Origin of the sequence: Ruegeria arenilitoris (genome assembly GCF_013030265.1) — a bacterium.
GTDB classification, from domain to species: domain Bacteria; phylum Pseudomonadota; class Alphaproteobacteria; order Rhodobacterales; family Rhodobacteraceae; genus Ruegeria; species Ruegeria arenilitoris_E.
Genome location: NZ_WPZQ01000002.1, coordinates 1 through 25153 on the forward strand (window position 1 = coordinate 1; position 25153 = coordinate 25153).

29 protein-coding genes and 2 tRNA genes are annotated in these 25153 nt (G+C 56.1%); 23 read left to right on the plus strand and 8 right to left on the minus strand.

The features are described from left to right. Positions 1–478: 478 nt before the first annotated feature. The 4 genes from GOX61_RS02785 to rtcR form a co-directional block, all read right to left on the minus strand. Positions 479–1849 (minus strand): sensor histidine kinase, encoded by a 1371-nt coding sequence (locus tag GOX61_RS02785; protein ID WP_170331110.1) that lies wholly within the window; start codon positions 1847–1849, stop codon positions 479–481. A gap of 13 nt (positions 1850–1862) precedes the next feature. Then, positions 1863–2540 carry a winged helix-turn-helix domain-containing protein gene (locus GOX61_RS02790; RefSeq protein WP_170331112.1) on the minus strand — a complete coding sequence of 226 codons (678 nt, stop codon included), beginning with the start codon at positions 2538–2540 and terminating at the stop codon, positions 1863–1865. 63 nt (positions 2541–2603) lie between these two features. Then, positions 2604–3017 carry a PepSY domain-containing protein gene (locus GOX61_RS02795; protein WP_217353746.1) on the minus strand — a complete coding sequence of 138 codons (414 nt, stop codon included), beginning with the start codon at positions 3015–3017 and terminating at the stop codon, positions 2604–2606. A 214-nt stretch (positions 3018–3231) separates the two neighbouring features. Continuing rightward, positions 3232–4812, minus strand: coding sequence for an RNA repair transcriptional activator RtcR (gene rtcR, locus GOX61_RS02800; RefSeq protein WP_170331116.1), 1581 nt, complete (start codon positions 4810–4812; stop codon positions 3232–3234). Positions 4813–4983: 171 nt separating this feature from the next. Here rtcR and GOX61_RS02805 point away from each other — a divergent pair, with 171 nt between their 5' ends. Then, on the plus strand, positions 4984–6540 hold the full coding sequence (locus tag GOX61_RS02805; protein ID WP_170331118.1) for a vWA domain-containing protein: 1557 nt from the start codon (positions 4984–4986) through the stop codon (positions 6538–6540). Between the two features lie 62 nt (positions 6541–6602). On the opposite strand, the gene GOX61_RS22330 is transcribed toward GOX61_RS02805, so the two are convergent. After that, a complete protein-coding gene (locus GOX61_RS22330; protein ID WP_217353747.1) occupies positions 6603–6740 on the minus strand; it encodes a hypothetical protein in 138 nt (45 codons plus the stop codon). Between the two features lie 304 nt (positions 6741–7044). Here GOX61_RS22330 and GOX61_RS02810 point away from each other — a divergent pair, with 304 nt between their 5' ends. Further along, on the plus strand, positions 7045–7395 hold the full coding sequence (locus GOX61_RS02810) for a hypothetical protein (protein ID WP_170331120.1): 351 nt from the start codon (positions 7045–7047) through the stop codon (positions 7393–7395). After that, positions 7388–8803 (plus strand): RtcB family protein, encoded by a 1416-nt coding sequence (locus tag GOX61_RS02815; protein WP_170331122.1) that lies wholly within the window; start codon positions 7388–7390, stop codon positions 8801–8803. The genes GOX61_RS02810 and GOX61_RS02815 overlap by 8 nt, the downstream gene beginning before the upstream one ends. Positions 8804–8827: 24 nt before the next feature. On the opposite strand, the gene GOX61_RS02820 is transcribed toward GOX61_RS02815, so the two are convergent. Continuing rightward, positions 8828–9499, minus strand: coding sequence for an NUDIX hydrolase (locus GOX61_RS02820; protein ID WP_217353748.1), 672 nt, complete (start codon positions 9497–9499; stop codon positions 8828–8830). Positions 9500–9549: 50 nt separating this feature from the next. On the opposite strand from GOX61_RS02820, the gene GOX61_RS02825 reads away from it, so the two are divergent. The 7 genes from GOX61_RS02825 to GOX61_RS02855 all read left to right on the plus strand — a co-directional run bounded on the left by GOX61_RS02825 (position 9550) and on the right by GOX61_RS02855 (position 13839). Then, positions 9550–10560, plus strand: coding sequence for a radical SAM protein (locus GOX61_RS02825; RefSeq protein WP_170331124.1), 1011 nt, complete (start codon positions 9550–9552; stop codon positions 10558–10560). A 152-nt stretch (positions 10561–10712) separates the two neighbouring features. Continuing rightward, positions 10713–11588: a carbon-nitrogen hydrolase family protein gene (locus GOX61_RS02830; protein ID WP_170331125.1), complete on the plus strand. Its 876-nt coding sequence runs from the start codon at positions 10713–10715 to the stop codon at positions 11586–11588. 90 nt (positions 11589–11678) lie between these two features. Next, positions 11679–11897, plus strand: a complete 219-nt coding sequence (gene infA / locus GOX61_RS02835; protein WP_005978431.1) for a translation initiation factor IF-1 — start codon at positions 11679–11681, stop codon at positions 11895–11897. An 11-nt stretch (positions 11898–11908) separates the two neighbouring features. Further along, positions 11909–12487, plus strand: coding sequence for a Maf family protein (locus GOX61_RS02840; protein ID WP_170331127.1), 579 nt, complete (start codon positions 11909–11911; stop codon positions 12485–12487). After that, complete coding sequence (locus GOX61_RS02845) at positions 12484–13506, plus strand: ribonuclease E/G (protein WP_170331129.1); 1023 nt, start codon at positions 12484–12486, stop codon at positions 13504–13506. Before GOX61_RS02840 ends, GOX61_RS02845 begins: the two co-directional genes overlap by 4 nt. Continuing rightward, the gene (locus GOX61_RS02850; protein ID WP_155143281.1) at positions 13503–13685 is read left to right on the plus strand and encodes a DNA gyrase inhibitor YacG; all 183 of its coding nucleotides are present in this window, start codon (positions 13503–13505) and stop codon (positions 13683–13685) included. The genes GOX61_RS02845 and GOX61_RS02850 overlap by 4 nt, the downstream gene beginning before the upstream one ends. 79 nt (positions 13686–13764) lie before the next feature. Then, positions 13765–13839 (plus strand) — tRNA-Phe (locus GOX61_RS02855). A gap of 516 nt (positions 13840–14355) precedes the next feature. Here the strand turns inward: GOX61_RS02855 and GOX61_RS02860 are convergent. Next, positions 14356–14430 (minus strand) — tRNA-Thr (locus tag GOX61_RS02860). A gap of 82 nt (positions 14431–14512) precedes the next feature. Between GOX61_RS02860 and GOX61_RS02865 the strand changes: the two genes are divergently transcribed. The 13 genes from GOX61_RS02865 (at position 14513) to GOX61_RS02925 (ending at position 24271) form a co-directional block, all read left to right on the plus strand. Next, positions 14513–14668 (plus strand): hypothetical protein, encoded by a 156-nt coding sequence (locus tag GOX61_RS02865; RefSeq protein WP_170331131.1) that lies wholly within the window; start codon positions 14513–14515, stop codon positions 14666–14668. 6 nt (positions 14669–14674) lie between these two features. Continuing rightward, positions 14675–15940, plus strand: coding sequence for a UDP-N-acetylglucosamine 1-carboxyvinyltransferase (gene murA, locus GOX61_RS02870; RefSeq protein ID WP_170331133.1), 1266 nt, complete (start codon positions 14675–14677; stop codon positions 15938–15940). Further along, a complete protein-coding gene (locus GOX61_RS02875) occupies positions 15940–16416 on the plus strand; it encodes a DUF2948 family protein (protein ID WP_155143286.1) in 477 nt (158 codons plus the stop codon). The genes murA and GOX61_RS02875 overlap by 1 nt, the downstream gene beginning before the upstream one ends. Beyond that, positions 16417–16938, plus strand: coding sequence for a GNAT family N-acetyltransferase (locus tag GOX61_RS02880; protein WP_170331135.1), 522 nt, complete (start codon positions 16417–16419; stop codon positions 16936–16938). A 59-nt stretch (positions 16939–16997) separates the two neighbouring features. Further along, positions 16998–18299 carry a histidinol dehydrogenase gene (gene hisD, locus GOX61_RS02885; protein WP_170331137.1) on the plus strand — a complete coding sequence of 434 codons (1302 nt, stop codon included), beginning with the start codon at positions 16998–17000 and terminating at the stop codon, positions 18297–18299. Between the two features lie 96 nt (positions 18300–18395). Next, positions 18396–18875 (plus strand): UPF0262 family protein, encoded by a 480-nt coding sequence (locus GOX61_RS02890; RefSeq protein ID WP_155143289.1) that lies wholly within the window; start codon positions 18396–18398, stop codon positions 18873–18875. A 3-nt stretch (positions 18876–18878) separates the two neighbouring features. Further along, positions 18879–19337 carry a low molecular weight phosphatase family protein gene (locus GOX61_RS02895; RefSeq protein WP_170331139.1) on the plus strand — a complete coding sequence of 153 codons (459 nt, stop codon included), beginning with the start codon at positions 18879–18881 and terminating at the stop codon, positions 19335–19337. Next, positions 19334–19732, plus strand: a complete 399-nt coding sequence (locus GOX61_RS02900; protein ID WP_170331140.1) for a ketosteroid isomerase-related protein — start codon at positions 19334–19336, stop codon at positions 19730–19732. The genes GOX61_RS02895 and GOX61_RS02900 overlap by 4 nt, the downstream gene beginning before the upstream one ends. Then, positions 19725–20318: a GNAT family N-acetyltransferase gene (locus GOX61_RS02905; protein ID WP_170331142.1), complete on the plus strand. Its 594-nt coding sequence runs from the start codon at positions 19725–19727 to the stop codon at positions 20316–20318. The genes GOX61_RS02900 and GOX61_RS02905 overlap by 8 nt, the downstream gene beginning before the upstream one ends. Positions 20319–20580: 262 nt before the next feature. Next, positions 20581–21810, plus strand: coding sequence for an acyl-CoA dehydrogenase family protein (locus GOX61_RS02910; RefSeq protein WP_254436736.1), 1230 nt, complete (start codon positions 20581–20583; stop codon positions 21808–21810). A gap of 16 nt (positions 21811–21826) precedes the next feature. After that, a complete protein-coding gene (locus GOX61_RS02915) occupies positions 21827–22627 on the plus strand; it encodes a thioesterase family protein (RefSeq protein WP_170331144.1) in 801 nt (266 codons plus the stop codon). A 73-nt stretch (positions 22628–22700) separates the two neighbouring features. After that, a complete protein-coding gene (locus GOX61_RS02920; protein WP_170331145.1) occupies positions 22701–23348 on the plus strand; it encodes a DUF1007 family protein in 648 nt (215 codons plus the stop codon). Next, entirely contained in the window at positions 23333–24271 is a 939-nt protein-coding gene (locus GOX61_RS02925) for a nickel/cobalt transporter (protein ID WP_170331147.1), read from the plus strand. Before GOX61_RS02920 ends, GOX61_RS02925 begins: the two co-directional genes overlap by 16 nt. Before the next feature lies 1 nt (position 24272). Here the strand turns inward: GOX61_RS02925 and truA are convergent, their stop codons facing one another. Then, positions 24273–25040, minus strand: a complete 768-nt coding sequence (gene truA / locus GOX61_RS02930; protein ID WP_170331149.1) for a tRNA pseudouridine(38-40) synthase TruA — start codon at positions 25038–25040, stop codon at positions 24273–24275. Positions 25041–25153 lie beyond the last annotated feature (113 nt).

Here is a 25153-nt window from a genome sequence, read left to right on the forward strand (position 1 = left end):
TCTTTGCGCTCACACCATCGCCGTTGCAAGCACTGTGGAAGGAATAAAGAATGCATTCACCTTCTATAGTGAACGGTAAGCGCTACATGTAACCCCTGATTGAGGTCTTTAGTAAGCGCTGAATCTGGCCGCACGGTGACATTCTAAATGTTTCGAAAACAGAGTCTTGTGGTGGCGCTAGACGCCCAAGTTTTTGGACATCGCCGCTTATCTAGTGGAAGAGGATGACTGGCCGCTTTTGCAGTCAAAACAGTGACCTAGTTTTAAAGGCAAAGACTATCGTTGTAGAGACAGCAGCAGGGGCTGCATATCAGCCCATGTAGCATCCATCGCTGGTCAGGCTGTTCTGTATCAACTAGCTTGGCTGCCACGTTCTAAAAGCTGGGGAACTCTATACCAATTGAAATGAGTTTGTGTGGGGGTATCTGGTAATCGAATGGGGTTAGACGATCGCTAAACGAAGCGGCAGAGGCCACAGCTACCCGTTTCGGGGTGCTAAACTGCTTTCCTTCAGGCAAACCGAAACAGTCAACCCGCCTTCTTTCCCTTCAGACAGCTCCAAAATCGCTCCGTGATGATCGGCAATCGCTTTCACGAGCGCCAATCCCAGACCATTTCCTTGCCTCGAACGAGATCCATCCAATGTGAACAATGGCTGTAGAACATTCACCCGATCTCTCGCAGGAATACCCGGTCCTGTGTCTGCAATAGTCAACCTGTTGCCGTCGGTTTGGATTGAAACCAGAGCGCCATCGCCTGCGTATCTTATTGAATTCTCGATAAGGTTTGACCCGAGTTGCAGCAACAACTGGCGGTCGCCGGTCACGGTTCTGCAATTTCCAAGGTTCAGCGTCAGGGATTGCCCCGCTTCTTCCACACTGTCTGTGTAGAGATCATATAGCTGCTGCGCTATCGCATTGAGGTCTATCGGCGACATATGTGATTGGTCGGTACCTGCCGACAATCGCGATATGCGCAGGATGGCATCGAACGTACGCATGACTTTATCAGCCTTTGCAATCGCTTTTTCCTGCTCCGGGCCGTCCTCAATGTTGTCCAGTGCGAGGTGCAGTTCACTTAGAGGCGTCCGAAGCTCATGTGCCACATTGCGGGAAAAATCTCTCATCTGTTGGACAGAAGTTTCCAACCGGGTCGCGGCGGTATCAAAGCCGTGCATCAGGTCGTCCATGTCATCTCGTGATGACTGAGGTTGGATCCGATGGCCTAGATTGCCAATTGCTATTTGCTCGAATGCGCTTTGGACTTTGTTGATACGTCGCTGCTGAACAAGCCCGAGAAACACCCCAACAACCAGCGTCGCCATCACAGTGGCAATGGTGATCGGCCACATAATCTGGGGCAACAGATCCAATGCATCCTCGATTTCATGAATGGGTGTGAACACCGCCAATCGATCCGGGCCTATGTCCGTGACCAGAACTCTCCACAGATCCGGATCATCTTCCCACTCATGATAGGCATCGTGATCTTCGAAGTTGTCAGAATCGACGGGTGCGAACCGACGATCGTGAAACAGTTCGGCCCGGGTTAGATTTTGAAATCCCAGTGTCTCAAAGACGACGCTTCTGACGGGGCCAAAATTCTCACCCAGGGCAGACAGATACCCAAAGGATACTCCGGAATGTGCAGTAATCAGATTGTTGAATATTGAATCGCCCGGTCCGGATGCCGTTGCCGCACTCTCGAACCTCTGCGCATTCAAAGCCAGATCATCATCAATCGCATCAAAGACCTGGCGCGTAAGCTCGAACCGTAAAATGCTGCCTGCGATCAGGATGATCGCAAGGAACACCGCCGCAAGAAGCAGGGTGTTTCGCAGCGCACTCATGCGCAGGAGCTTTCTAAGCACCGAATACATAGCCTGCCCCGCGAACCGTTCTGAGCAACGCCGTATTGAAGGGCTTGTCTATCTTGTTGCGCAGTCGACTTACGTTTGTGTTCACAACATTTGTTTCAGGGTCAAAGTTGATATCCCAAACCTTCTCCAAAAGCATGGAGCGCGTTAAAACCCGGCCTCTGTTACGCATAAAGACCTCGAGCAACCGGATTTCCTTGGCATGAAGCTCGATGATCTGATCACCTCGGCGGCAGGTCCGCGCGAGCAGGTCCAGTTCAAGGTCTTCGTATTTCAGCGTGGTTTCTTCGTTCGCCTGTATGGCCTGGGACCGGCGGCAAATCGCGACTATCCGTGCTGTTAGCTCGCTGATTGCAAATGGTTTTGCAAGATAGTCGTCGGCACCAGCTTCTAGCCCTTCAACGCGATCGGTCACCTCGTTCAATGCCGTAAGCATCAGCACCGGTGTTGTGTTCTTGGCAGCACGCAATGCTTTGAGAACCGACAATCCGTCAAGTTCTGGAACCATCCGGTCAAGGATAAGCACGTCATAACTACGAGTTGTCGCCGCGAAAAGGGCATCAGGCCCGTTTTCGAAGCAATCCACGGAATGCCCGGCCTCTCCGAGGCCTTTCTCAACCCGCTGAGTAATTTCCAAATTGTCTTCGAGTAGTAGCAGTTTCACCCTGATCGCACCCAAAACTAAGTTCAGGAGGCAATGTATATCACCTCCTGAAAAGTTTAGAACTTAATGATCATCATCGTGGTCATCATGTTCGAAGTCATGATCATCACCATCATCATCGTCGTCATGATCCAGTTCCTCCAGCATCGCGTGCAGTGCTTCGGGTGAGGCTGCTGAGATCGTATTGTTAGCGAGCACTTCGCCGGATACGCCGTCGATCTGAAGCTTCGTGTGAGTTGTGTTGCTCTCGAGTTCGGCAACGTAGACAGGGCTATTGCCGTAGTGATCCACTTCAAGCGCCACCAGATTACCTTCTGCAGCACTGGTTGCGATTTCCATTGCCTTGGCAAACGGAACAGAGGGCGAGATCACTTGTTCTGTCCCGGCTGGTTCGGCCGAAACGAACGTGGATAGCGCCAGAAGAGACAGGCCAGATGCAGCGGCAATCGTCATTTTCATTACGATAGAGGAGTTCATGGTGTTTCCTTTTTGTCAGCGAGGTTCTCGGCTCGCATGACAGAAAATAGGCACCCGAAGTTTCATGCAGATTCGTTCTGGAATACGTCTGTGTTATCTTTTGGTTGTTTGCGGCAGCTCTGCGCTCGGGGCTTTTCTGCGTGGCAGGGTTCCTGATACCTGCATCTGCAGACTCGCGTTAGGACTCCGCCAAACTCAGGTTACGATGAACAATTCAGCCAGATGTTCCGATGGTCAAAGTGTCCCAATCCAGTCCGAACTTCTGCAGGTACTTTCGTAATCGATCCGCATCATTCTGAGTTTTGCGCTTTTGTCGTGACACCGCAAACAGCATCCGGCCCGCGGCACTGATGCTGGGCGCGTTCTGACAGGTGTGTATGACCTTGGCCAATTGCACCATGTCAAAGGGGTCGATATCGCCGGCGGCTTCGCCAAGTACCTTCCGCACCAACGAGAAATCGGTGTCCGTGGCAGCAGCAAACCAGCCGGTTTGCAGGTTCAGGATCTCATCCTCGACCATAGCCCGGGTGATCCGTCCGCGGGGTGCAAGGGTGCACAGGCGTTTAACCGATCCGCTAAAGTCCCTAAAATTGCCGGGCCACAAAGTGGCGGGGTTATTTGCGAATTTCAGATAGGCATCATGCGCATCTGCGTTAAAGCCAACCCGCGTGCCGAGGGCGCGTTCTGACCGGGCGAGTTCGAACATCAGATTGGCTTCGATATCTTCACGGCGCGCGCGCAGGGCAGGGAGCCTGAAGTGCCACATGTTCAGCCGCGCCAGCAGGTCCTGACGAAACTGTCCGGCAGCGGCCAGCATATGCAAATCGCGATTGGCGCCAGCAATGATCTGGAACCGGCTAGTGATTTCGTGGTCCGAACCCAGGGGGTAGAAGCGCCCGGTTTCAATGGCATGCAGCAGGACGGACTGTTCGTTCCAGCCCAACTCGTCGATCTCATCCAGAAAAAGCACACCGCCATCCGCCTCTCGCAGCAATCCACCGCGTTCGGATCCGGCCTGCCCCAGATAACTGCGCCGCTGCCCGAACAGCGTCGCCTGTGCGTCGGGTCCGTTCAGTGTGGCACAATTCACGTGAACCAGCCGCCCCTTGATACGGCGCCGATCAAGCTTGAGGTTGTAAATCCGTTCAGCGAGTTCCGTTTTTCCGGTACCGGTTTCGCCCAGCAACAGGATCGGCTCGTCCGAGTTGCTGGCGACCACTTCGATCCGATCGATAAGGGTATTGTACTGCCTGTTGCGCGTCTCGATTCCACCTTTCAACTGGTCACTGTATTCGCGCGATAGCTGATCGAACCGCTGCTGCAGCGCGTTGTAACGGCTGAGATCCAGATCAATGATATCGAATTTGGGTGTGTCATCGTCCGGTCCGGGCGGACCGGTCTGGATCAGTCGTGCGGGGATGTGGCGGCTTTCCGTCAGCAAAAACCAGCAGATCTGTGCCACGTGGGTGCCGGTGGTCAGGTGGACGTGATATTGCTCACGATCCTCGTCAAACCCATAGCTTCGGGCAAAGTCGAACAGTTTGCCATAGACCTCCTGAAAGTCCCATGGATCGGCCAGGTCCATTTGCTGCAGCAGAACTTCGGTTTCAGGAGACAGCTCTGCGATCTCTTGTTTGACCTGATGAGCGAGGCGATTGAATTTCCGGTCATACAGAAGTTCAAGTCGGTCGACGTCAAAATGATCATGCGAGACGAGGCTGGGCGTCGGCTTCCAGCGCCGTTTCTTGCCCATATCCAGTTGGGTGCCGAGGAATCCGATGATGACGTTCTTCATTGCTATCATTTTCTATAAGAAGCGATAATTCTGGATATTAAAACAACAATCCATAAAGCTCAAATTTGTAATTAATCCATTAAAAACAAAGCTTTGTGTCTGTATTGGATTTTTCTCTGCACAATGCCCGCGCCATGGCAAAACCTCCTCATACATAACGAGGACAAGAAAATGGCGAACAAATCCGTGTTTGCATCGATCAAGGGCCGGTTGCTGCCAAAGGCAACTGCAAATAACGCGCATGGCGCACCGGCCTATGCTTATTCCGATGCCCATGCTCTGGCACAGGTCGCCGTAACCGGCACCTTCGGGGGCATGTTCTATCAAACGCCGCAGGAAGAGCTGGAATACGTTCTGGATGTGGCCGAGGTCGTTGAGCCGAGGTTTCTTGCGCAGACGGCGATCTATGCCCGTCAATCCGGGTACATGAAGGATATGCCTGCCGTGTTGCTGGCTGTGCTGGCTCGGCGTGATCCGGTTCTGTTTCGCGCGGCGTTTGGTCGGGTGGTGGATAACGGCAAGATGCTGCGCACTTTTGTGCAGGTCATCCGGTCAGGTCAGACGGGGCGTAAGTCTCTGGGGTCAGCGCCGAAAGCGATGGTGCAGAACTGGTTGAACACCGCGTCTGACCGGGCGCTGCTGAACGCCAATATCGGGAGTGACCCGTCACTGGCGGACGTGATCAAGATGGTGCACCCGAAACCGGCCTCGGCCGAACGGGAGGCGCTGTTTGCCTGGATCGTCGGGCGGCCGTGCAATCTGGCGCGGCTGCCACAGGCCTTGCAGGACTGGATCGCGTTCCGGGAAACCGGCAAAGGTCCGATGCCGGATGTTCCGTTTCAGATGCTGACGCCGCTGAATCTGACGCCACAGCACTGGGCGCAGATCGCACGCAAAGGCTCGTGGCAAATGGTGCGGCAGAACCTGAACACGTTTCAGCGTCACGGCGTTTTCGATGTGGCAAAGAACGTGGATCACGTCGCCTCATTGCTGCGAGACCCGCAAGCCATCGCCAAGGCACGTGCTTTTCCGTACCAGTTGATGGTGGCGGCGCAAAACGTGACCGGTGATATGCCGCGCGAGATCGTGGATGCGCTGCACGATGCGATGGAAATCGCGGTGCAGAATGTGCCCAAGGTTTCGGGACAGGTTGTCGTGTGCCCGGACGTTTCGGGTTCGATGACATGGGCCGTAACCGGGTATCGTGCCGGGGCAACCTCTGCCGTGCGCCACGTGGATGTGGCGGCACTGGTAGCGGCGTCCTTCCAGCGCGTGAACCGCGGATCTCAGGTGCTGCCGTTCGACTTCGATGTGCGCAATGTACGTCTGCAGCCGCGCGACACGATCCTGACCAATGCCGAGCGTTTGGCCGCTCTGGCCGGTGGTGGGACAAACTGTTCCGCACCGCTGAAGTGGCTGAACGAGCGTGGTCGCGCGCCGGATCTGGTGGTGTTCGTGTCCGACAACCAATCCTGGGTTGATGCCCGGGGCGGCGGGCAGGGGACCGCGATGTTGACCGAGTGGGAAGTGATCAAACGTCGCAACCCGAAGGCCAAACTGGTCTGCATCGACATCGCCCCATACGGGACCACACAGGCACAGACACGGTCCGACGTGTTGAACGTGGGTGGGTTCTCGGATGCGGTCTTTGACCAGATCGCTGCCTTTACCACCGGTCGAACCGGCCCCGATCACTGGGTCGGCGAGATCGAAAAGATCGAACTATGAAAACGGGTCAGGCGGAATGCCTGTGGGACTACAGCCTTGAACTCTGTCAGATGTCTCACAAATCACTTGTCCGCCTGACCCGACAGATAATTCCCGGCGAATGCCGATGGGCCTTCAGGGTCTGCCAATTTGGGTTCACGCCCCAACGTTGCTCCTTGCGGCGAGCTCAGTGGAGAGAGCGGGTAGAGAGATTTGCTCATCAGGATTTGTCGCCGGGACCTGACAACATCAGGCAGAATGCCGGTGGGACTACATCGCTGTTTACGATCCGCGCCCGTAAAGGGCGCTGTCTCACCAACTCTTGTCTGCCTGACCCGAAACGAAAGGAAAACCCCGGCGAATGCCGAAGGAACTACATGGCGCAACAGGGACAGGCCGAGCGGGTTCAACTCCCCTCCGTGCCGGCGCCCAGACGGCAAACGTATCTGCCCATTCAGATGCGGGGCGGGCCTCCCAATTGTTTCTTCACTTTTTGTCGCCGGGGCCTGAGATTGAGATAGAGCAATGGAAGACTACCGAAATCATCCTCCGCTAGAGTCGGAAACTGATCTAGATTATGCCCGCCGGCTCGAGAGCAGCGGCGGGGAAGAAATGTGGATTCGAAAAGCGCTGCGGGCACACCGCCAGATGCCGCTGGAAAGCATGAGTGATTTCTTTGAGGATTTCCCTGATGCGCGCCTTCGGCACCTGCAGCTTCTAACAAGCCTTCACCCGGGGCGAAGCAATCATTCGCTCATCAAGAAAGTTTCTAAAAGCCTAGGTATCTCAGAAGACCGTGCGAAATCTTGGGTCAAGAAATTCGAAGAAACACCGCAAAGCAAGTATGACGTTGCGAGCGAGAAGACCAATGACTGAAGAAACCGAAGTATATCCCGTAACCGGGGAACATCTGAAAGATTGGGGACACCGCCCGGGGAAGCAATTCCCGACCCTTCTGGCGCGCGCGAATGAGATGCGGGCCGAAGGGTTCGGGCTGGTGCGGATCCGGCAGGAGCTGGAGGGCGAAATCCCACCGGCACCGGTCACGATGGATCCGCGCCTGCCGGGCGAAGTCACCTTTCAAGAAAACATCGAGGCCAGTGATCCCGATGAAGAGGACAACGTCGCGAAAGTGCGTGAGACGATGACCGCCCTGATGCGGACGCCGACGATCGAAGCCGGTGCGATCATGCCCGATGCCTGTCCGGCGGGGCCGGTTGGAACGATCCCTGTGGGGGGTGTGGCCGCCGCTCGCAATGCGATCCATCCGGGGATGCATTCGGCGGATATCTGTTGTTCGGTGATGATCACGGATCTGGGCGATGCTGATCCCAAGACGGTTCTGGATGCGGCGCAATCGGTGACCCATTTCGGACCCGGCGGGCGCCCGCAGGGCAAGCGGTTTACAACATCGCTCAAGCTGCTGGATGCATTCCGTGAGAACCCGTTTCTGGACAACCCGAAATCTCTGCGCATGGCGCAGGAACATATGGGTACCCAGGGCGATGGAAACCATTTTCTGTTCGTCGGTCGGTCCCGCAAAACCGGACGGACTGCGATCGTAACCCATCACGGATCGCGTGGTCCGGGGGCGGTTCTGTACAAGAACGGCATGGTTGTGGCCGAACGGTTCCGGAAAGAGCTGTCGCCAAAGACCGCCAAGCAGAACGCCTGGATTCCTGCCGACACCGAGGAAGGTCGGGACTACTGGGAAGCGCTGCAACTGATCCGCAAGTGGACCAAAGCCAACCATAACGCGATCCACCAGACCACGGTCGAGGCGGCACGCGTTGGGGATGTTGGTGAAAGATTCTGGAACGAGCATAACTTTGTGTTCAAACGTGGTGATCTGTTCTTCCATGGCAAGGGCGCGACTCCTGCCTGGGGTGATTACGCCGCTGATGCCACAGGTCTGACGCTGATCCCGCTGAACATGTCCGAGCCCGTACTGGTTGTGCGTGGTAAGGACGCGGATCACGGTTTGGGGTTCAGTCCGCATGGCGCGGGGCGCAACTTCTCGCGCTCGGAACACAAGCGGCGCATGGGGTCGGTCACGCCCGAACAGATGCTGCGGGCCGAAACCGAGGGGCTGGATATCCGGTTCCACGCCGGTGCGGTCGATGCGTCGGAGCTGCCATCCAGTTACAAAAGCGCCGATAGCGTCGTAGCGCAGATAAAGTCGTATGATCTGGCCGAGATCGAAGACTATATCGATCCCTACGGCTGCATCATGGCCGGCGACGTTCCGCCGTTCTGGAAGAACCGAAAGAAGGGGCGGAGGTAAGGGTACTGGCGTCCGCTTCGTTGATCAGATGCGACGATTCAGCGAGCAAATGGCCTCGCTTTTAAGCTTGAACAATTGAGCAGGGCGCGCAGTCGCTTTGCTCTTTTGTCCGACAACGGGCTCGATCAGGTTCATTTCGTCCATCTTTCGGCGGAAGGCGCTGTCGTTCAGGTTCGTCCCGAGAACAAGCTCGTATGTTCGGCGTAGTTCAGAATAGGTGAACGTCGGCGGCAAAAGGAACGCCGGAAGATTAGACCAGCTCCCCTTGGCCCGAAGCCTGTCAGTAGCTGCCGCAACAATGGCATTGTGATCAAAGGCCAAATCTCCGGGTTCGTCGACAGGCACCCACTTCAGCGCGGTTTCAGTTGGCCTCTCGCCGCGGACCAACGCGTAATAAACGACGGTCGCTGACCAACCGCGCGGGTCCCGGTCAGGGCTGGAGAACGTGCCCAACTGTTCACAGAACACACCATTTAGACCGGTCTTTTCCCGGATGATGCGCAATGCAGTAGCTTCTGTATTGGCATCTTCATCCGTGTGAACGAAGCCGCCCGGTAGGGCATTGCTTCCGGAATAGGGGGCATCTCCTCGCTGAAGGATTCCGACCCAAAGCGTTTCTTCCCGCAGCTCCAGAAGCACAACATCAACAGTCAGAATGGGGGCAGGGTAGATTGTCATCCAAAATACTTGACTCATATGTCAGCAACATGCAACTTGCATTTTGCAAATTGCATGAGGAATCTACAATGTTGGATCAGTTGGACACTCCGCCCTTAGTTGTTCTGTGGCGCGTGATGGACACATGTAATCTCGCTTGTCCATTCTGCGCATATGATAAAAGGTTGGCGTTCCCGCGTTCTGCGGCCTCCCCCGCAGAAGTTAGCCGGGTGATCGGGCTGTTGGCCGGTCTGCAACAGGCCGAAGGTCGCAAAGTCATGCTGAGCTGGCTTGGCGGTGAGCCGACCCTCTGGCAGGATTTCGGAAGGATGACTGACCAGGCGGCGAAGGCAGGGCTGGCGCAAAGCCTGACAACCAACGGCACAACGCTCGGCTCAAGCAGCTTGCGCGCGAGATTGGCGGATCAGTTCGATGAAGTGACACTTAGCGTCGATGCAATCGGTCAGCGCCACGAGGACCTGCGCGGCTGGCGCGGAGGGTTCACAAAGCTGGAGCGCTGGGTTCCGAAGCTGGCAGAGGATGCTTTGGCAAAGAACAGTGCGTTGCGCGTACGGGCAAATGTCGTGCTGATGCATGACACGCTTGGCGAATTCGAAAACCTGTGTGCCGTGCTGGCGGATTGGGGTGTTTCCCAAATCACCTTCAACCAGCTTGGGGGTCGTGACAGGCCAGAGTTCTTTCCCCAAAATCGCTTGACCGCTGATGACGTGACCAAGTTAAAGAGGGTCCTCCCAGGTCTCAGATCAAGGTTGAAGAGCCGAGGGGTAGAGCTGCTTGGCGGTGATCCCTATATCGGGCGGATAGCTGACTCTGCCAAAAACGTGGCGCTGAAAATTGACGATTGTCAGGTCGCCCGCAACTTCTTGTTCATAGATGAAAAGGGCAACATAGCACCCTGTGCTTTTGTCGAGGACTATTTTGGTGTCACCACGGCCGACGTGCAGAGCGTTGCGCAATTTTCAGCAATACCCGGACAGCTGTGTGCGATTCAAAAGCGCTGTCCTGCTGATGCTTGCAAGAACTGTATGAGCACACAGCAGTTTTCAAAGTTTGCAACGGAAATTGAGCTGCGAGTGTAAGGCTGCTCGGGGTGAGACTTTCAATCTGAATAAGCCGCATTTCGCTGCGCAGCGATTCTGTTGGTCATTTCCATCCGATCGCACAAATGGTCTGTACACTCCGTCCTGTCCTCTTCTAGTGTCTCGCCAAATCCGCTTCAGGGAACTCAGTAATGAAAGTCGCCACAGCCGCCTACGATCTCGATTGGCTCGACAGTTGGACACAGTACGAGGACAAGCTTGACCGTTGGGTCTCGGAGGCGGCGGGGCAGGGGGCCGAGTTGCTCGTCTTCCCTGAATATGGCGCAATGGAATTGTCGACATTGGATGGTGCCGAAGTTGCCGGAGATCTGGAGCGTTCGATCCGTTCGGTTTCAGATCGGATGGGGGATGTACAAAACCTGCATACCCGCCTCGCGAAAGAGTACAAAACACACATTCTGGGTGCATCCGCCCCGGTTCTGGAAGGTCCCGGCCGACCCGTAAACCGGGCCGAGCTCTACACGCCAGAGGGCGGCCAGGATCATCAGGACAAGCAGATCATGACGCGTTTCGAGCGAGAGGACTGGGACATTGCTCCCGGCGGTGCGTTGAAATTGTTCGACACCGCACTCGGCAAAATCGGAGTGTTGATCTGCTACGACAGTGAGTTTCCCTTGCTGGGCCGCGCCCTTCAGGAGGCCGATCTGATCCTGGTGCCGTCCTGCACCGAAGCGCTGTCAGGGTATTGGCGTGTTCGCATCGGTGCTATGTCACGTGCCCTTGAAAATCAATGTGTTACGGTCATGTCATCACTAGTGGGCAGTAATGAATGGTCCGAAGCGGTGGATATGAACACCGGAACAGGTGGCATATTCGGCCCACCGGATACCGGCTTTCCTGAAACCGGCGTCCTGGCCGAAGGTCAGTTGAACAAGCCGGGTTGGACCTATGCCGAGGTCGACTTGTCGGCTATTGCTCATGTCCGTGCAGATGGCCGTGTGTTGAACCGGTCGCACTGGGCTGAGCAGGACAGCCGAGTCGATTCGGTCACATTGTGTCGCCTTTAGGTGATTCCACCCTTGAAATAAGGCCGAAATAGGCTCATTTAAGCGCACACACTGCAGATTCTGCAGGTGCAACGTAATGATGGAGACAACATGGCCAAGGAAGATACGCTCGAATTTCCCGGTGTCGTGAAGGAACTCCTGCCTAATGCGACGTTTCGGGTCGAGCTGGAAAACGGCCATGAGATCATCGCACATACGGCAGGCAAGATGCGCAAAAACCGCATCCGTGTTCTGGCCGGCGACAAAGTTCAGGTCGAAATGACCCCTTATGATCTGACCAAGGGTCGGATCAACTACCGCTTCAAGTAACGCCTGCCGCAATGGCGTTTATCTTAGGATCGGGCAGCCCAAGGCGGCTGGACCTGTTGGCCCAGCTTGGCGTGCAGCCCGATGCAATTCGTGCGCCTGACATCGACGAAACCCCGCTGAAAGGTGAGCTGCCGGTTCCCTATTGCAGCCGCATTACGCGTGCAAAAGTGCAGGCAGTTCAGGCGGATAAAGATGACGTCACTCTGTGCGCAGATACCACAGTTGCGTTGGGTCGCCGCATTTTGGGCAAGCCCGAAAGCGTGGGCCAAGCAGCCGAATTCCTGCATGCCCTGTCAGGTCGGCGACACCGCGTAATTACTTCGGTGGCTGTGCGGCGCGGTGACAAAATACTGCAGCGCGACGTTGTTTCTCAGGTCAAGGTCAAACGGCTGTCAGATGTTGAGATCAACGCTTATCTGGCAACCGGGGATTGGCAAGGCAAAGCAGGCGCTTATGCCATTCAAGGGCCAGCCGGAGCTTTCATTCCGTGGATTTCGGGTTCGTTTACGGGCATCGTAGGACTGCCCCTGTCTGAAACCGCCGCCCTTTTGCAAGGTATCGGCTACCCCCTGTATCGTGAGGCACCATGAAGGGTCGCACCATCGTTCTTGATCACATCGACAATCGCGAAGCCGCAGCTCTGATGGTTGATGGCAAGCTGGATGATTTCCTGATTGACGGAGACGCCCCGCGACTGGGGACGATCTATCGCGCCCGTGCCGACCGCCCTGTCAAAGGACAAGGCGGGATGTTTCTTACAACACCGGATGGCCCGGCCTTTTTGCGGCAGGTAAAAGGGTTGGCTCCGGGCGCTATGCTTCTGGTTCAGGTCACAGGGTATGCTGAACCCGGAAAGGCGCTGCCGGTAACCGACCGCGTCCTGTTCAAAAGCCGATTTGCGATCGTGACGCCCGATGCGCCGGGTCTGAATATCTCACGCAGCATTCGTGACGAAGATGAGCGGGACAGACTGCTGGAAATCGCACACGAGCAGATGGGCGACAGCAAGTATGGCCTGATCCTGCGCTCATGCTGTGCCGGAGAAGGTGCTGAAGAGATTGCCGAAGATATCAGCGCTATGCTGGCGCAGGCGGATCAGGTTCTTGCTGACGAAAGTACCGAGCCTGAAGTGATGCTTGAGGGCGATGGCCCGCATGTGTTGGCTTGGCGCGAATGGACAGAACCCGCTGATGTTGTGACGCAATCCGGTGGATTTGAGGACCATGGCGTCCTTGATGCGCTCGAAATTGCGCGTGGAATCTCAGAACCTCTTCCCGGTGGAGGGCATTTTTACATACAACCCACCCGGGCTCTGGTTGCCGTTGATGTGAACACAGGCGCAGACACTTCACTGGCTGCCGGAACAAAAGCAAACTTTGCCTGCGCCAAGCTGTTGGCCCGGGCACTGCGTGTGCGTGGATTGGGTGGCCAGATTACCTTGGATCTAGCGCCGATGCCCAAAAAAGACCGGCGCGGTTTTGAATCATCGCTTCGGGCCGCATTCAAAGCGGACCCGATGGAAACGACCCTGGCCGGCTGGACACCTCTTGGCCACTTCGAGCTTCAGCGTAAACGCGGTCGAATTCCATTGTCGGAGGTGTTGAAATGAGCTGTCCGATCTGCGGCGAGGACACCGTGACAAAGTTCCGCCCGTTCTGCTCGAAACGCTGTGCCGATATCGATTTGGCCAAATGGCTGAATGGCTCCTACGCTGTGCCATCACAGCGTGAGGAGGACGTTGAAAGCGAAGAATCTCTGGGTGAACAAAGCTTACAGCGCCCGCATTGAAAAAATGTAAAAAAGCCTCTGGACACTGCCTGGTGCAAGTCATAGAAGGCCTCCACCCAACGATGAAAGTCGTTCCCGTGCCCGGGTAGCTCAGGGGTAGAGCAGTGGATTGAAAATCCTCGTGTCGGTGGTTCGATTCCGCCCCCGGGCACCATTTATAAAATAAAATTAATGAGTTGGCGGCGTTGCTGCAATAGTGCCTCGTTGGTTGACCCTAGGGGCTGTATCTAATCTACTTCCTGTCTAACAGCGAATGTGCTCAGAGTTCGGCGATCCCACACAACGTGGCGCTTCATCATGTAGATCAAAGAAGGAGTGCGAGTCTTATCCGTGGACGTGTGTTGGTGCCCTCGTTCTTCCTCGAAAGACTGTCTCGATGCTTTGATGAAGAAAGTGGATTAATTGAGTTGAGAAATGTTCGCTCTGATCTCTAGTGCATTATCGTCGGGCACGACATATCAAGCGTTCATCTGATGAATTCTGCGACTTGATAGGTCTCTGGCTTTGATCGCATGCGACTTCATGGAACCCGCATTTCCCTTCTGTGCAAGCCTGCGCCGGAACTGCGTGAAATCCCTGCCATACAAAGGTGCCGGATCTGCCCAGCTTTACGACTTTTGCCCAGAGCTCTGTATGAGCTATAGCAAGTGAGTGAAATATATCGGTTGAATGGTGCTGCTGGAGAGAATTGAACTCTCGACCTCTCCCTTACCAAGGGAGTGCTCTACCTCTGAGCTACAGCAGCGCTGTGGCGGGTGATTAGACTCAAACGAAACAGGGTGCAAGGGTGTCTGGACGGTTTTTTTCGCCTCCTGTAGAGAAAGATCATGGCAGATAAAAATTCACCTAAAAAACACGGCAAATCCGGGGACGCACGCGAAGATCGGCTAAAGGCCGCATTGAAGGCTAACCTTGCACGGCGTAAGGCGCAGGCGAAGGCGCGCGCGACTTCTGATACCAAGCCGGATCAGGACGAGGGATAAGAGCAGATGGATTCGATTCTAGTTACGGGCAACGGCCCGCTTAATGGCCAGATTCCGATTGCAGGCGCTAAAAACGCCTGCCTGACGCTGATGCCGGCAACTTTGTTGAGCGAAGAACCGCTGACGCTGACCAATGCGCCGCGGCTGAGTGACATCAAGACCATGTCGCTGTTGCTGCAATCGCTGGGGGCCGAGGTTTCTGCGCTGCAGGACGGGCAGGTGTTGGCCATGTCCAGTCATGACCTGACGAGCCACACGGCAGACTACGAAATTGTGCGGAAGATGCGGGCGTCCAATCTTGTGCTGGGCCCGATGCTGGCGCGGCTGGGACAGGCCGTGGTTTCGCTGCCGGGCGGATGTGCCATTGGCGCGCGGCCGATGGACCTACACGTCGAAGGGCTCGAGGCTTTGGGGGCAGAGATCGAGCTGAAGGATGGTTATCTGCACGCCCAGGCGCCGGGTGGGCTTAAAGGTGCAGTGCATGAGATGCGTTTTGCTTCTGTCGGTGCGACCGAGAACATCGTTATGGCTGCAACTTTGGCAAAGGGAACAACGGTTCTGAAGAACGCCGCGCGTGAGCCTGAGATCGTCGATCTGGTCGAGTGTCTGCGCAAGATGGGTGCGCAGATTTCGGGTGAGGGAACTCCGACTATCGAAATTCAGGGCGTGGATCGCCTGCATGGCGCGACGCATCAGGTCGTGACCGATCGGATTGAGCTGGGCACCTATATGCTGGCCCCCGCGATCTGCGGTGGCGAGGTTGAGTTGTTGGGCGGTCGATTGGGGCTCATTGAATCCTTTGCGGCCAAACTGGATGCTGCCGGTGTGAGTGTTGTAGAGACTGAAAAGGGCCTGAAAGTGGCTCGCAAGAACGGTCGTGTGAACTCAGTCGATGTTGTCACCGAACCGTTCCCCGGATTCCCGACAGATCTACAGGCGCAAATGATGGCACTGATGTGCACGGCTGAGGGTACCTCGGTTCTGGAGGAGCGCATCTTTGAAAACCGCTTCATGCACGCCCCCGAATTGGTGCGCATGGGCGCGAATATCGAAGTTCACGGGGGGACGGCGACTGTAACCGGTGTTGAGAACCTGAAGGGCGCCCCCGTTATGGCAACGGACCTGCGTGCTTCGGTCTCGCTGATTCTGGCCGGATTGGCAGCGGAAGGCGAGACAACAATCAGCCGGGTCTATCATCTGGACCGCGGATATGAACATGTGGTGCGCAAGCTGGAAGGCGTGGGTGCAAAAATTGAACGGATTAAGGGCTGATGACAGACGCAACCTTTGAAGAAGGGCGCGAAGCCCCCCTGAACCTTGGAGCCGAGGATGCTGATGACCTTGAGGTTATCTCGACCCTGACGCAGGACGCTGTGTTCCCGGTCACCGAGATGACATGGCGTGCCTCAGAACGTCGATTCGGGCTGTTGCTGAACCGCTTCCGCTGGGAAGACAAAGATGCCGCCGCGCGTCGCGGTCGGGCCTTTGAACGCGTGCAGTCGTTGCTGGTGTTTGATTCTGTGTTGTCTGTTGCGAGTCAGGGTATCGATCGCGGCGACAAGGACACCATACTGTCGTTGATGTCCGTTGACTTCGAGGCCGGAGAAGATGGCGCTGGTGAGGTTCTGCTGACATTGGCCGGTGACGGTGCGATCCGTTTGTCGGTAGAAGCCATTGAAGTCACGCTCAAGGACGTCACACGCCCGTATCAGGCTCCGTCCGGGCAGGCTCCGCACCACCCGGAGTAAATGCAAAACAAACGTGGCATATCGCAGGCATTTTCTGAAGTGCCCAAGGATTTGGTGCTGCGTCGTGCATCCGTTTTTGATGTATTCGATCTGAGCCGGGTCCTGATCCGTTCGATTGCGCTGCTTTGTGAGATCGACCATCAGGGCGATCCGGAAAAAATCGCCCTTTGGACAGCCAATAAAGATCCTGCCACGATCCGCGGGTGGATAGAGGCAGGTTCGCAGATCTGGCTGGCTGAAAACGGCGGACGTGTTGCCGCCGTTGGTGGATTGTTCGAAACAGGCAGGATTTCTTTGCTGTACGTTGATCCTGCACATACGGGGCAGGGCATCGGTTCTGCTTTGCTGAACCGGCTCGAGCACGAATTGGCATCTGTTGGTTGCAAAGAAGCACAGTTGGAGGCCACGCGTACGGCGAGAGAGTTTTATCTGGCCCGGGGCTGGCAGGACTCAGGCCAGAGCCAAGAATGGAACGGTATTCCACAGCTCCCAATGCGCAAATCGCTGCACCTAGCGGACTGAGGGTTGAGGCGCCAGCATCCCGGCGATATGACCCGTTCAAACGCCCGGAGTTGCAAATCATGCCCGTTTTCCTCGACACGACCTCCTCTGATTTCGAAACCGCCTTTCAGACGCTCTTGTCAGCCAAGCGCGAAGACAGTCCCGATGTCGATGCAGTGGTCGCCGGGATCATTGATGATGTGCGCAGCCGGGGTGATGCTGCGGTCATTGAGTTGACGGCGAAATTTGACCGGCTGGAGCTGACACCGGCAACGATGGCCTTCAGCGCAGAAGAAATCTCTGATGCGGTCAGGCAGGTTTCGGATGAAGATCGCGACGCGCTGGAACTGGCGGCGGAACGCGTCCGCGCCTACCACGAAAAGCAACTGCCTTTGGATCACGAATGGACGGATGCAGCCGGTGCGACGTTGGGCTGGCGCTGGTCGGCAGTTTCTGCAGCAGGCCTTTATGTGCCGGGGGGTCTGGCGTCCTACCCCTCATCCGTATTGATGAACGCAATCCCGGCCAAGGTTGCGGGAGTTGAGCGTCTGGCGATTGCAGTTCCCACGCCGGATGGTCAGATCAATCCGCTGGTGTTGTTGGCGGCTCAGCTTTCTGGTGTGGATGAAATCTATCGCATTGGCGGTGCGCAAGCGATTGCAGCTTTGGCGTATGGCACTGAAACCATCGCTCCGGTCGACAAAATCACCGGACCGGGCAACGCTTTCGTTGCTGCGGCCAAGCGTCGGGTTTTCGGCAAGGTCGGCATCGATATGATCGCGGGGCCTTCAGAAATTCTGGTCATCGCTGACAAGGACAATGACCCGGACTGGATTGCACTGGATCTTATGAGCCAGGCCGAGCACGACGAAAGCGCGCAATCCATCCTGGTCACCGATGACGCCGCTTTTGGTGTGGCCGTCAGCGAAGCGGTCGAAAAGCGACTGCAAACGCTGCAGCGCCGGGATATAGCTGGGGCCAGCTGGCGTGATTTCGGCGCAGTCATTACTGTGCGAGACCTGGATGAAGCGGCGGCACTATCCAATAGAATTGCACCCGAACATCTGGAACTTTGCATTGCAGACCCTGTCGCGCTGAGCAAGAAAACCGTGCATGCTGGCGCGATCTTCCTGGGCCAGTACACACCCGAAGCTATCGGTGACTATGTCGGCGGCCCCAACCATGTGCTGCCCACCGCGCGTTCGGCCCGGTTCTCATCTGGCCTCAGCGTTATGGATTTCCTGAAGCGCACCACGCTCAGCCACATGACACCCGAAGCCCTGCGCGCCATTGGTCCTGCGGCCGAAAAGCTTGCGCAATCCGAGAGCCTTGAGGCACACGGACTGTCTGTGACAGCACGGTTGAAACGCCTGAACGGTTGACCCAACGCAACAGTGAGGCGCGCAGCTGCATCTGCGCGTTGCCCATCTGAAAACGTTGATATAGGTCTGTCATGACCTGATCGGACCCTTGGAAACATGACCCGAATTTCGCACATCGAACTGGACGACCGAAATCTGCCACCTCCGACACCGGAGATCGAGCAGGAGCGCAAGGTTGCGATCTATGATCTGCTCGAAGAGAACTCGTTCGCGTTGCCGAAACGGGATGATCGTGTTGTGCCCGAGGGTCCCTATCACGTACAGCTGTCGATCCGCGACAAGCGATTGGTTTTTGATATCGCGACTGAAGAAAGCGAAAAGGCGGCCGAGTTTCACTTGTCGCTTGGGCCGTTCCGGCAGGTGGTCAAAGACTATTTCCAAATCTGCGAAAGCTATTTCAACGCGGTGAAAACTCTGCCGCCCAGCCAGATCGAAACCATCGACATGGCGCGCCGGGGCATTCACAACGAAGGCAGTCGTGTGTTGCAGGAACGTCTGGACGGCAAGGCCGAAATCGACACTGATACTGCGCGTCGTCTTTTCACCCTGATCTGCGTTTTGCACTTTGGAGGGTGACGCGTGAAGCCTTTGCCGCAATCGGTCCTGTTTTGTTGTGACCATAACGCGGTTCGGTCACCTATGGCCGAAGGGATCATGAAGAAATTCTATGGCACGGGCACCTATGTTCAATCTGCCGGTGTGCACAATGATCTCGAAATAGATGGCTTTAGTATCGCTGCCTGTCAGGAGATTGATGTCGAGTTGTCTCGTCACCGCTCGCGCTCCTTCGATGAGATGGAGGAATGGGGCGACGATCTGAGTTCCTTTGATCTGATCGTCGCGCTTTCGCCGGCGAGCCAGAGAAAAGCGCTGGAACTGACCCGGTTTTTTCATCTGGATGTCGATTATTGGCCAATAATGGACCCTACTGGACTGGGCGAGACACGGGATCAGAAGCTACACCACTACCGTCAGACCCGCGATCAGATCATCAAACATCTTAAGGATCGCTGGGGTGAACCTACGGAGATCGCATGAACCAGACTGTCAAAACCTATTTCGATGCCTTCAATGCCGGTGATGTTGAAGGCATGCTGGAATGCTTGTCTGATGACGTAGCCCATCACGTGAACGAGGGCCAAATTCGGACCGGTAAGGACAAGTTCGCGGAATTTTGTGCCCACATGAACCGGTGCTACAAAGAAAACCTCACGGATATTGTGGTGTTCGAGGCTGAAAACAGCACCCGCGCGGCAGCAGAGTTCATCGTGAACGGCACCTATCTGGAAACGGATGCAGGACTGCCTGAGGCGCATGGACAGACTTACCGTCTGCCAGCGGGATCATTCTTTAACCTGAAGGACGGCAAGATCACACGGGTAACGACCTTCTACAATCTGGCGGATTGGGTAAAGCAGGTCTCCAATGGCTAAGGTCACCGACGTCCACGCCCTGACCGGTTCCACGTTGGCAGGGGCGCTGGACGACGTGGCACGTCTACGGATCGCGGTGTTCCGCGCATGGCCCTATCTCTATGATGGTGATCTGGAATACGAACGCAGGTACCTGCAATCCTATCGTGACAGCGACAAAGCTATCGTGGTTGGCGCCTTTGATGGCGATCGTCTGATCGGTGCGTCGACAGGCGCGCCCCTGACAGATCACGCCGACGATTTCGCCGCTGCTTTCGAAGGCTGGGGGCTGGATTTGGCCGAGATATTCTATTGTGCTGAATCCGTGCTGTTGCCCGAGTATCGGGGGCAGGGTGTCGGCCACAGGTTCTTTGATCTGAGAGAAGCGCATGCGCGGAGCTTGGGGTTCGGGAAATGCGCTTTCTGTGCTGTTCAGAGGCCGCAAGATCACCCGATGCGCCCCGCCAGCTATCGCCCGCTGGATGAATTCTGGCGCGCACGAGGATATGAAAAGCTGACGGGTGTGGTGGCCCAGTTCTCGTGGAAAGATCTGGGTGACAAGGACGAAACGCTTAAACCTCTACAGTTCTGGATACGCGATTTGTGAATAGAACATGGTCGGCCTGGAATCATACGTGTCGTGACCTGCAATCGTTGAGCTAAACTCACACTATGCTGATCGGAAAATACTCTTGCTGTCCCTTGAAATACTGAGATGCGATAAGCCTTCACGGACACTTGCGTGTCTTTCATTCAAAATTGATCTTAGTGACGTCCCGTCACCCAACTAGACAGGATCAGTGCAGCTAAGACATCCTCTTGTTAAACGTTAACCTCGGTTCGTGGGGGCAGGGAGGAATTTGATAATGATGTCATTTGGACTGCGCGAGGAAAATCGCGCTCTGCTACAACGCGTGACTGAGATGATACGCGATGAGATCATGCCGCTTGAGGAAGAATACCACGCGGAAATCAATAAAGGTGACCGCTGGCAGTACACGGAACGGCAGGCCGAAATTCTCGAAGGGCTGAAAGCCAAGGCCAAGGCAGCGGGTTTGTGGAACTTCTGGCTAACCGACAGTGACAAAGGGTTTGGCCTGACAACGGTGGAATACGCCTATTTTGCCGAGGAAATGGGCAAAACGCCACTTGGGGCCGAAGTGTTCAACTGCTCGGCTCCGGACACCGGCAACATGGAAGTGTTCGAACGTTACGGCACCGAGAAGATGAAAGAGCAATGGCTCAAGCCTTTGCTCGATGGCCAGATCCGATCGGCCTATCTGATGACAGAGCCGGATGTTGCCTCATCTGACGCGACCAATATCTCAATGTCCTGCGTGCGGGATGGCGATGAGTATGTTTTGAACGGTGAGAAATGGTGGGCTTCCGGTGCCGGTGATCCGCGATGCAAAGTTTACATCGTGATGGTCAAAACTGGTGGAGACGATCTGCCGGTACACAAACGGCAATCGATGATTGTTGTACCCGCCGATACCCCGGGGATCGAGATTCTGCGGCCTATGGAGGTTTACGGCCACGACGATGCGCCGCACGGGCACATGCATATTCGATTTACCAACGTTCGGGTTCCAACCGAGAATATCCTGCTGGGTGAAGGCCGAGGTTTCGAGATTGCGCAGGGTCGTTTGGGGCCGGGCCGCATTCATCACTGCATGCGCGCAATCGGTCAGTCCGAAATCGCGCTGGAGCAGATGTGTAAACGCTCCCTGCAGAGAGAGGCTTTCGGGAAGAAACTTGCTCAGCTGGGCGCCAATTTCGACATCATCGCCGAGTGCCGGATGGAGATTGAGATGGCCAGACTTTTGTGCCTCAAGGCGGCCTGGTACATGGATCAGGGAGATGCACGGGCGGCAGCGCCGTGGATCAGCCAAATCAAAGTTGTTGCCCCGCGTGTTGCACTCAAGGTTATCGACGAATCCGTTCAGATGTTCGGAGCGCAGGGGATCAGTCAGGATACGCCACTCGCGTCGGCATGGACACACGTCCGGACACTGCGGTTGGCCGACGGGCCGGATGCTGTTCACCGTCGTCAGGTGGCGCGGGCAGAACTGAAGAAATACACTCAGGAAAAGATCTGAGGTTTAGAGACAAATGATGCAACCAGACCTGAAAGAGCAGGCCTATTTTCACACCAGCACTGACGGTGCCTTTGTCGGCAACGATCCGGTGCGTGGCCCATGGTCGGCAGATCATTGTCACGCCGGGCCCGTGACGGGTCTGATTGCGCGTGCAGCCGAAACCGAAGTCGGCCCTGAGAAAATGCTGACCCGGCTGACGGTGGATTTGCTACGCCCCTTGCCGCTGGCCGGATTGAGGGTTGCGGCTGAAACCACGCGGCATACCCGGACGCTCGCCACGACACGGGTGACGGTGCATGATCTGGATGACACGTTATGTGCGACGGCGACAACCATGCATCTGGTTCGCAAGGAACTGGGCAACGTTCCGAATGCAAGCCTCAACTCGCTGGACCTTAACAATGTCGTTGATGGGCCTTTCCCAATTCGTCAGATGCGCCATGATCTGCCCGGCTTTGCGCATTTCACCGAAGTTGCATATCCCGCGGGCGGCAATCAGGGGCCGGGCCCCAAGGCGATCTGGATGCGCACACCTGCCTTGCTTGAAGGAGAGACGCCATCCCCGATTCAGGCACTGTGCCCCCTGGCGGATTGCGGCAATGGTATCTCATGGAATGCACCGCCGACTGAAATGGGGTTCATGAACACCGATCTGACGGTACATATTCACCGAGAGCCCGTCTCGGAATGGTTGGCCTCTGACTCAGTATCCCACTGGCATTCGTCGGGGATCGGGATGTCACAATCAGTGCTCTATGACACCGAAGGGCCGGTTGGGACGGCGCTGCAAACTCTGGTTCTGTTCCCGCCGGGGTAGGCCGTTGGCTGGTTTTTGCGTCATTGCAGTGAAACACGTTGCCGCCATCCCCTGTGCACCCTATCTTCCCGTCATGCGTTGGCTGACCACATTACTGACCTGCTGTCTGCCGATTTCGGCAACCGCACACCCGCACGTCTTTATCGACACCGGGCTTGAGTTCATTGTTGACGACGCCGGTCAGTTGACCCATGTGCGCGTAACTTGGGTATATGACGAATTCTACTCGCTGTTGGTTCTGGAAGATATGAAACTGGATCAGGATGCCGATGGTGTCCTGACTGATGCCGAGGAACAGGTGCTGGCCGGTTTTGATGCGCAATGGGTCGAAGGATATAACGGCGATCTGGTTGTTCAGGCAGATGGAACCAATGTGCCACTTTCTGGCCCAATGGAGCCTCATGCAACCACCGAAGACGGGCGGATTGTAACCACACATCTGCGCGCGGTCGAAGATGGGTTTGTCCCGGCCACCGCATTGTCAGCCAAACCTTTCGACGAGACGTATTACACTGCTTACGAGGTCACGCGCCCTGTCACGGTTTCGGGACCTGACACCTGTAAGGTCGAACGCTTTGATCCGGATATCGACGGGCAGCTCGCCCAGATGCAGGCCTTTTTGTTGACGTTGGATGCCGACTACGACCTCGAAGAAAATGACATCCCGCTTGTCGGCGAGAACTTTGCGACCGAGATTCGTGTTTCATGTCCAAATACCTGATTGTACCGGTAGCCCTGGCGTGTGGATTGCTGCTGTGGTTCTGGGGCAGTGGCGGGTTCGATCACCTTGCCGCGTGGGCGGCGGGCGAACAGCGTGAATTCCAGAACCAGATCGCACGATCCCTGCGTGCTGCGCGGGCGAAACAGCCCGAAGCTGTTGCAACCTTATTGACGGTCTGCTTTGCCTACGGGTTTTTCCACGCAATAGGACCGGGCCACGGTAAGGTGTTGATCGGCGGCTATGGTTTGGGTCGCCGGGTCGCGTTCTGGCGTCTGTCTGCCATCAGCGTATTGTCCAGTCTGGGGCAGGCGGTGACGGCCATCGTTTTGGTCTATGCCGGGGTGTTGGTTTTCCAAATGTCCCGAGAAAGCCTTGTCGGAACAACAGAGCAGGTGATGGCACCAATCAGCTACGGCGCAATCGCAGCTATTGGTTTGTGGCTGGTCTTTCGCGCGTTGCGCAGCTTTGCAAGACGGCAGCGCAATGAGAACTCACACAACCATCATCACCATCATGAACATGATCACCACGATCATCATCACCACGACCATGAGGTCTGTTCAGATTGCGGTCATCGCCATGGTCCAACCGCCGAAGAAGTGGCTCAGGTTGGGAGTCTGCGCGAGGCAATGGTCCTGATCGCAGGTATCGCCGCCCGCCCTTGTACTGGAGCTTTGTTTGTCCTCATCCTGACATGGCAAATGGGTATCGCGATGGTAGGAATTGCAGGTGCCTTTTCTATGGCGCTGGGCACAGCATTGGTCACGACCTTGGTGGGGTGGACGTCATTTGGATTGCGCGGAGGGCTGTTGGCATCAGCTTCGGCGACCCGTTTTGCATCCGTGCTGGCGCCGACTATCGAATTGGTTGCCGGACTGATCATTGCAGTGATCGCGGGCGGCCTTTTGCTGCGCGCGATTTGATTCAGTCAAAAACAGCCTCAGGATACCCAACCCGCGCGAGGTAGAGGCCTTGCGGAGGGCAGACCGGGCCACAAGCTGCTCGATCAGTTGCTTCCAGCGCATGGCGTACATCTGCCGGGCTCCATGCACCTGCACCGACCCGCTCCAGCGTGCCGACAAAGCTACGCACCTGATTGTGCAGGAATGACCGTGCGCGGACGTGAAAATGTACTTCGGGACCGGAAAAGCCCTGAACCTGCCCGACACGCAATTCATCCAGTGTTTTGACCGGGCTCGCAGCCTGGCAGATGGAGGAGCGGAAAGTTGTGAAATCATGCCGTCCTATCAGCATGTCCGCCCCGGCCTGCATCGCATCCACATCCAGCCGATGATTGATCTGCCAGACCTGACCCTTGTCATGGGTTGCAGGTGCGCGACGCATCAGGATGCGGAACAGGTATTGCCGCTCGAGCGCAGAAAAGCGGGCATGCCAGTCGTCATCCACGCGCGCTGCCTTAATGATGGCGACAGGCTGCGGCTTGAGGTGATAGTTCAGCGCCTCAGACAGGCGGAACGGATCCCACTCTTTTTCAAGATCGCAATGAGCCACTTGTCCCAACGCATGAACGCCCGCATCGGTACGACCGGCAGCCGCGATGGTATGCTCGCCGGGTTGAAGGCGTGACAGGGCCTGTTCGATAGCGCCCTGCACGGACGGCAGCTCTTTTTGCCGTTGCCATCCGGCAAACGGTTCCCCTTGGTATTCGACTTTCAACGCGTATCTGGGCATGAGGCGCTGGTATCGCGACACGCGGGTTCGGGCAAGGGCTGGATGGACAAAAGCTCTGGCAAGTCCTGCGACCTCTACCTATCTTGGAAAAAACGATAATTGCGGGGCGACAG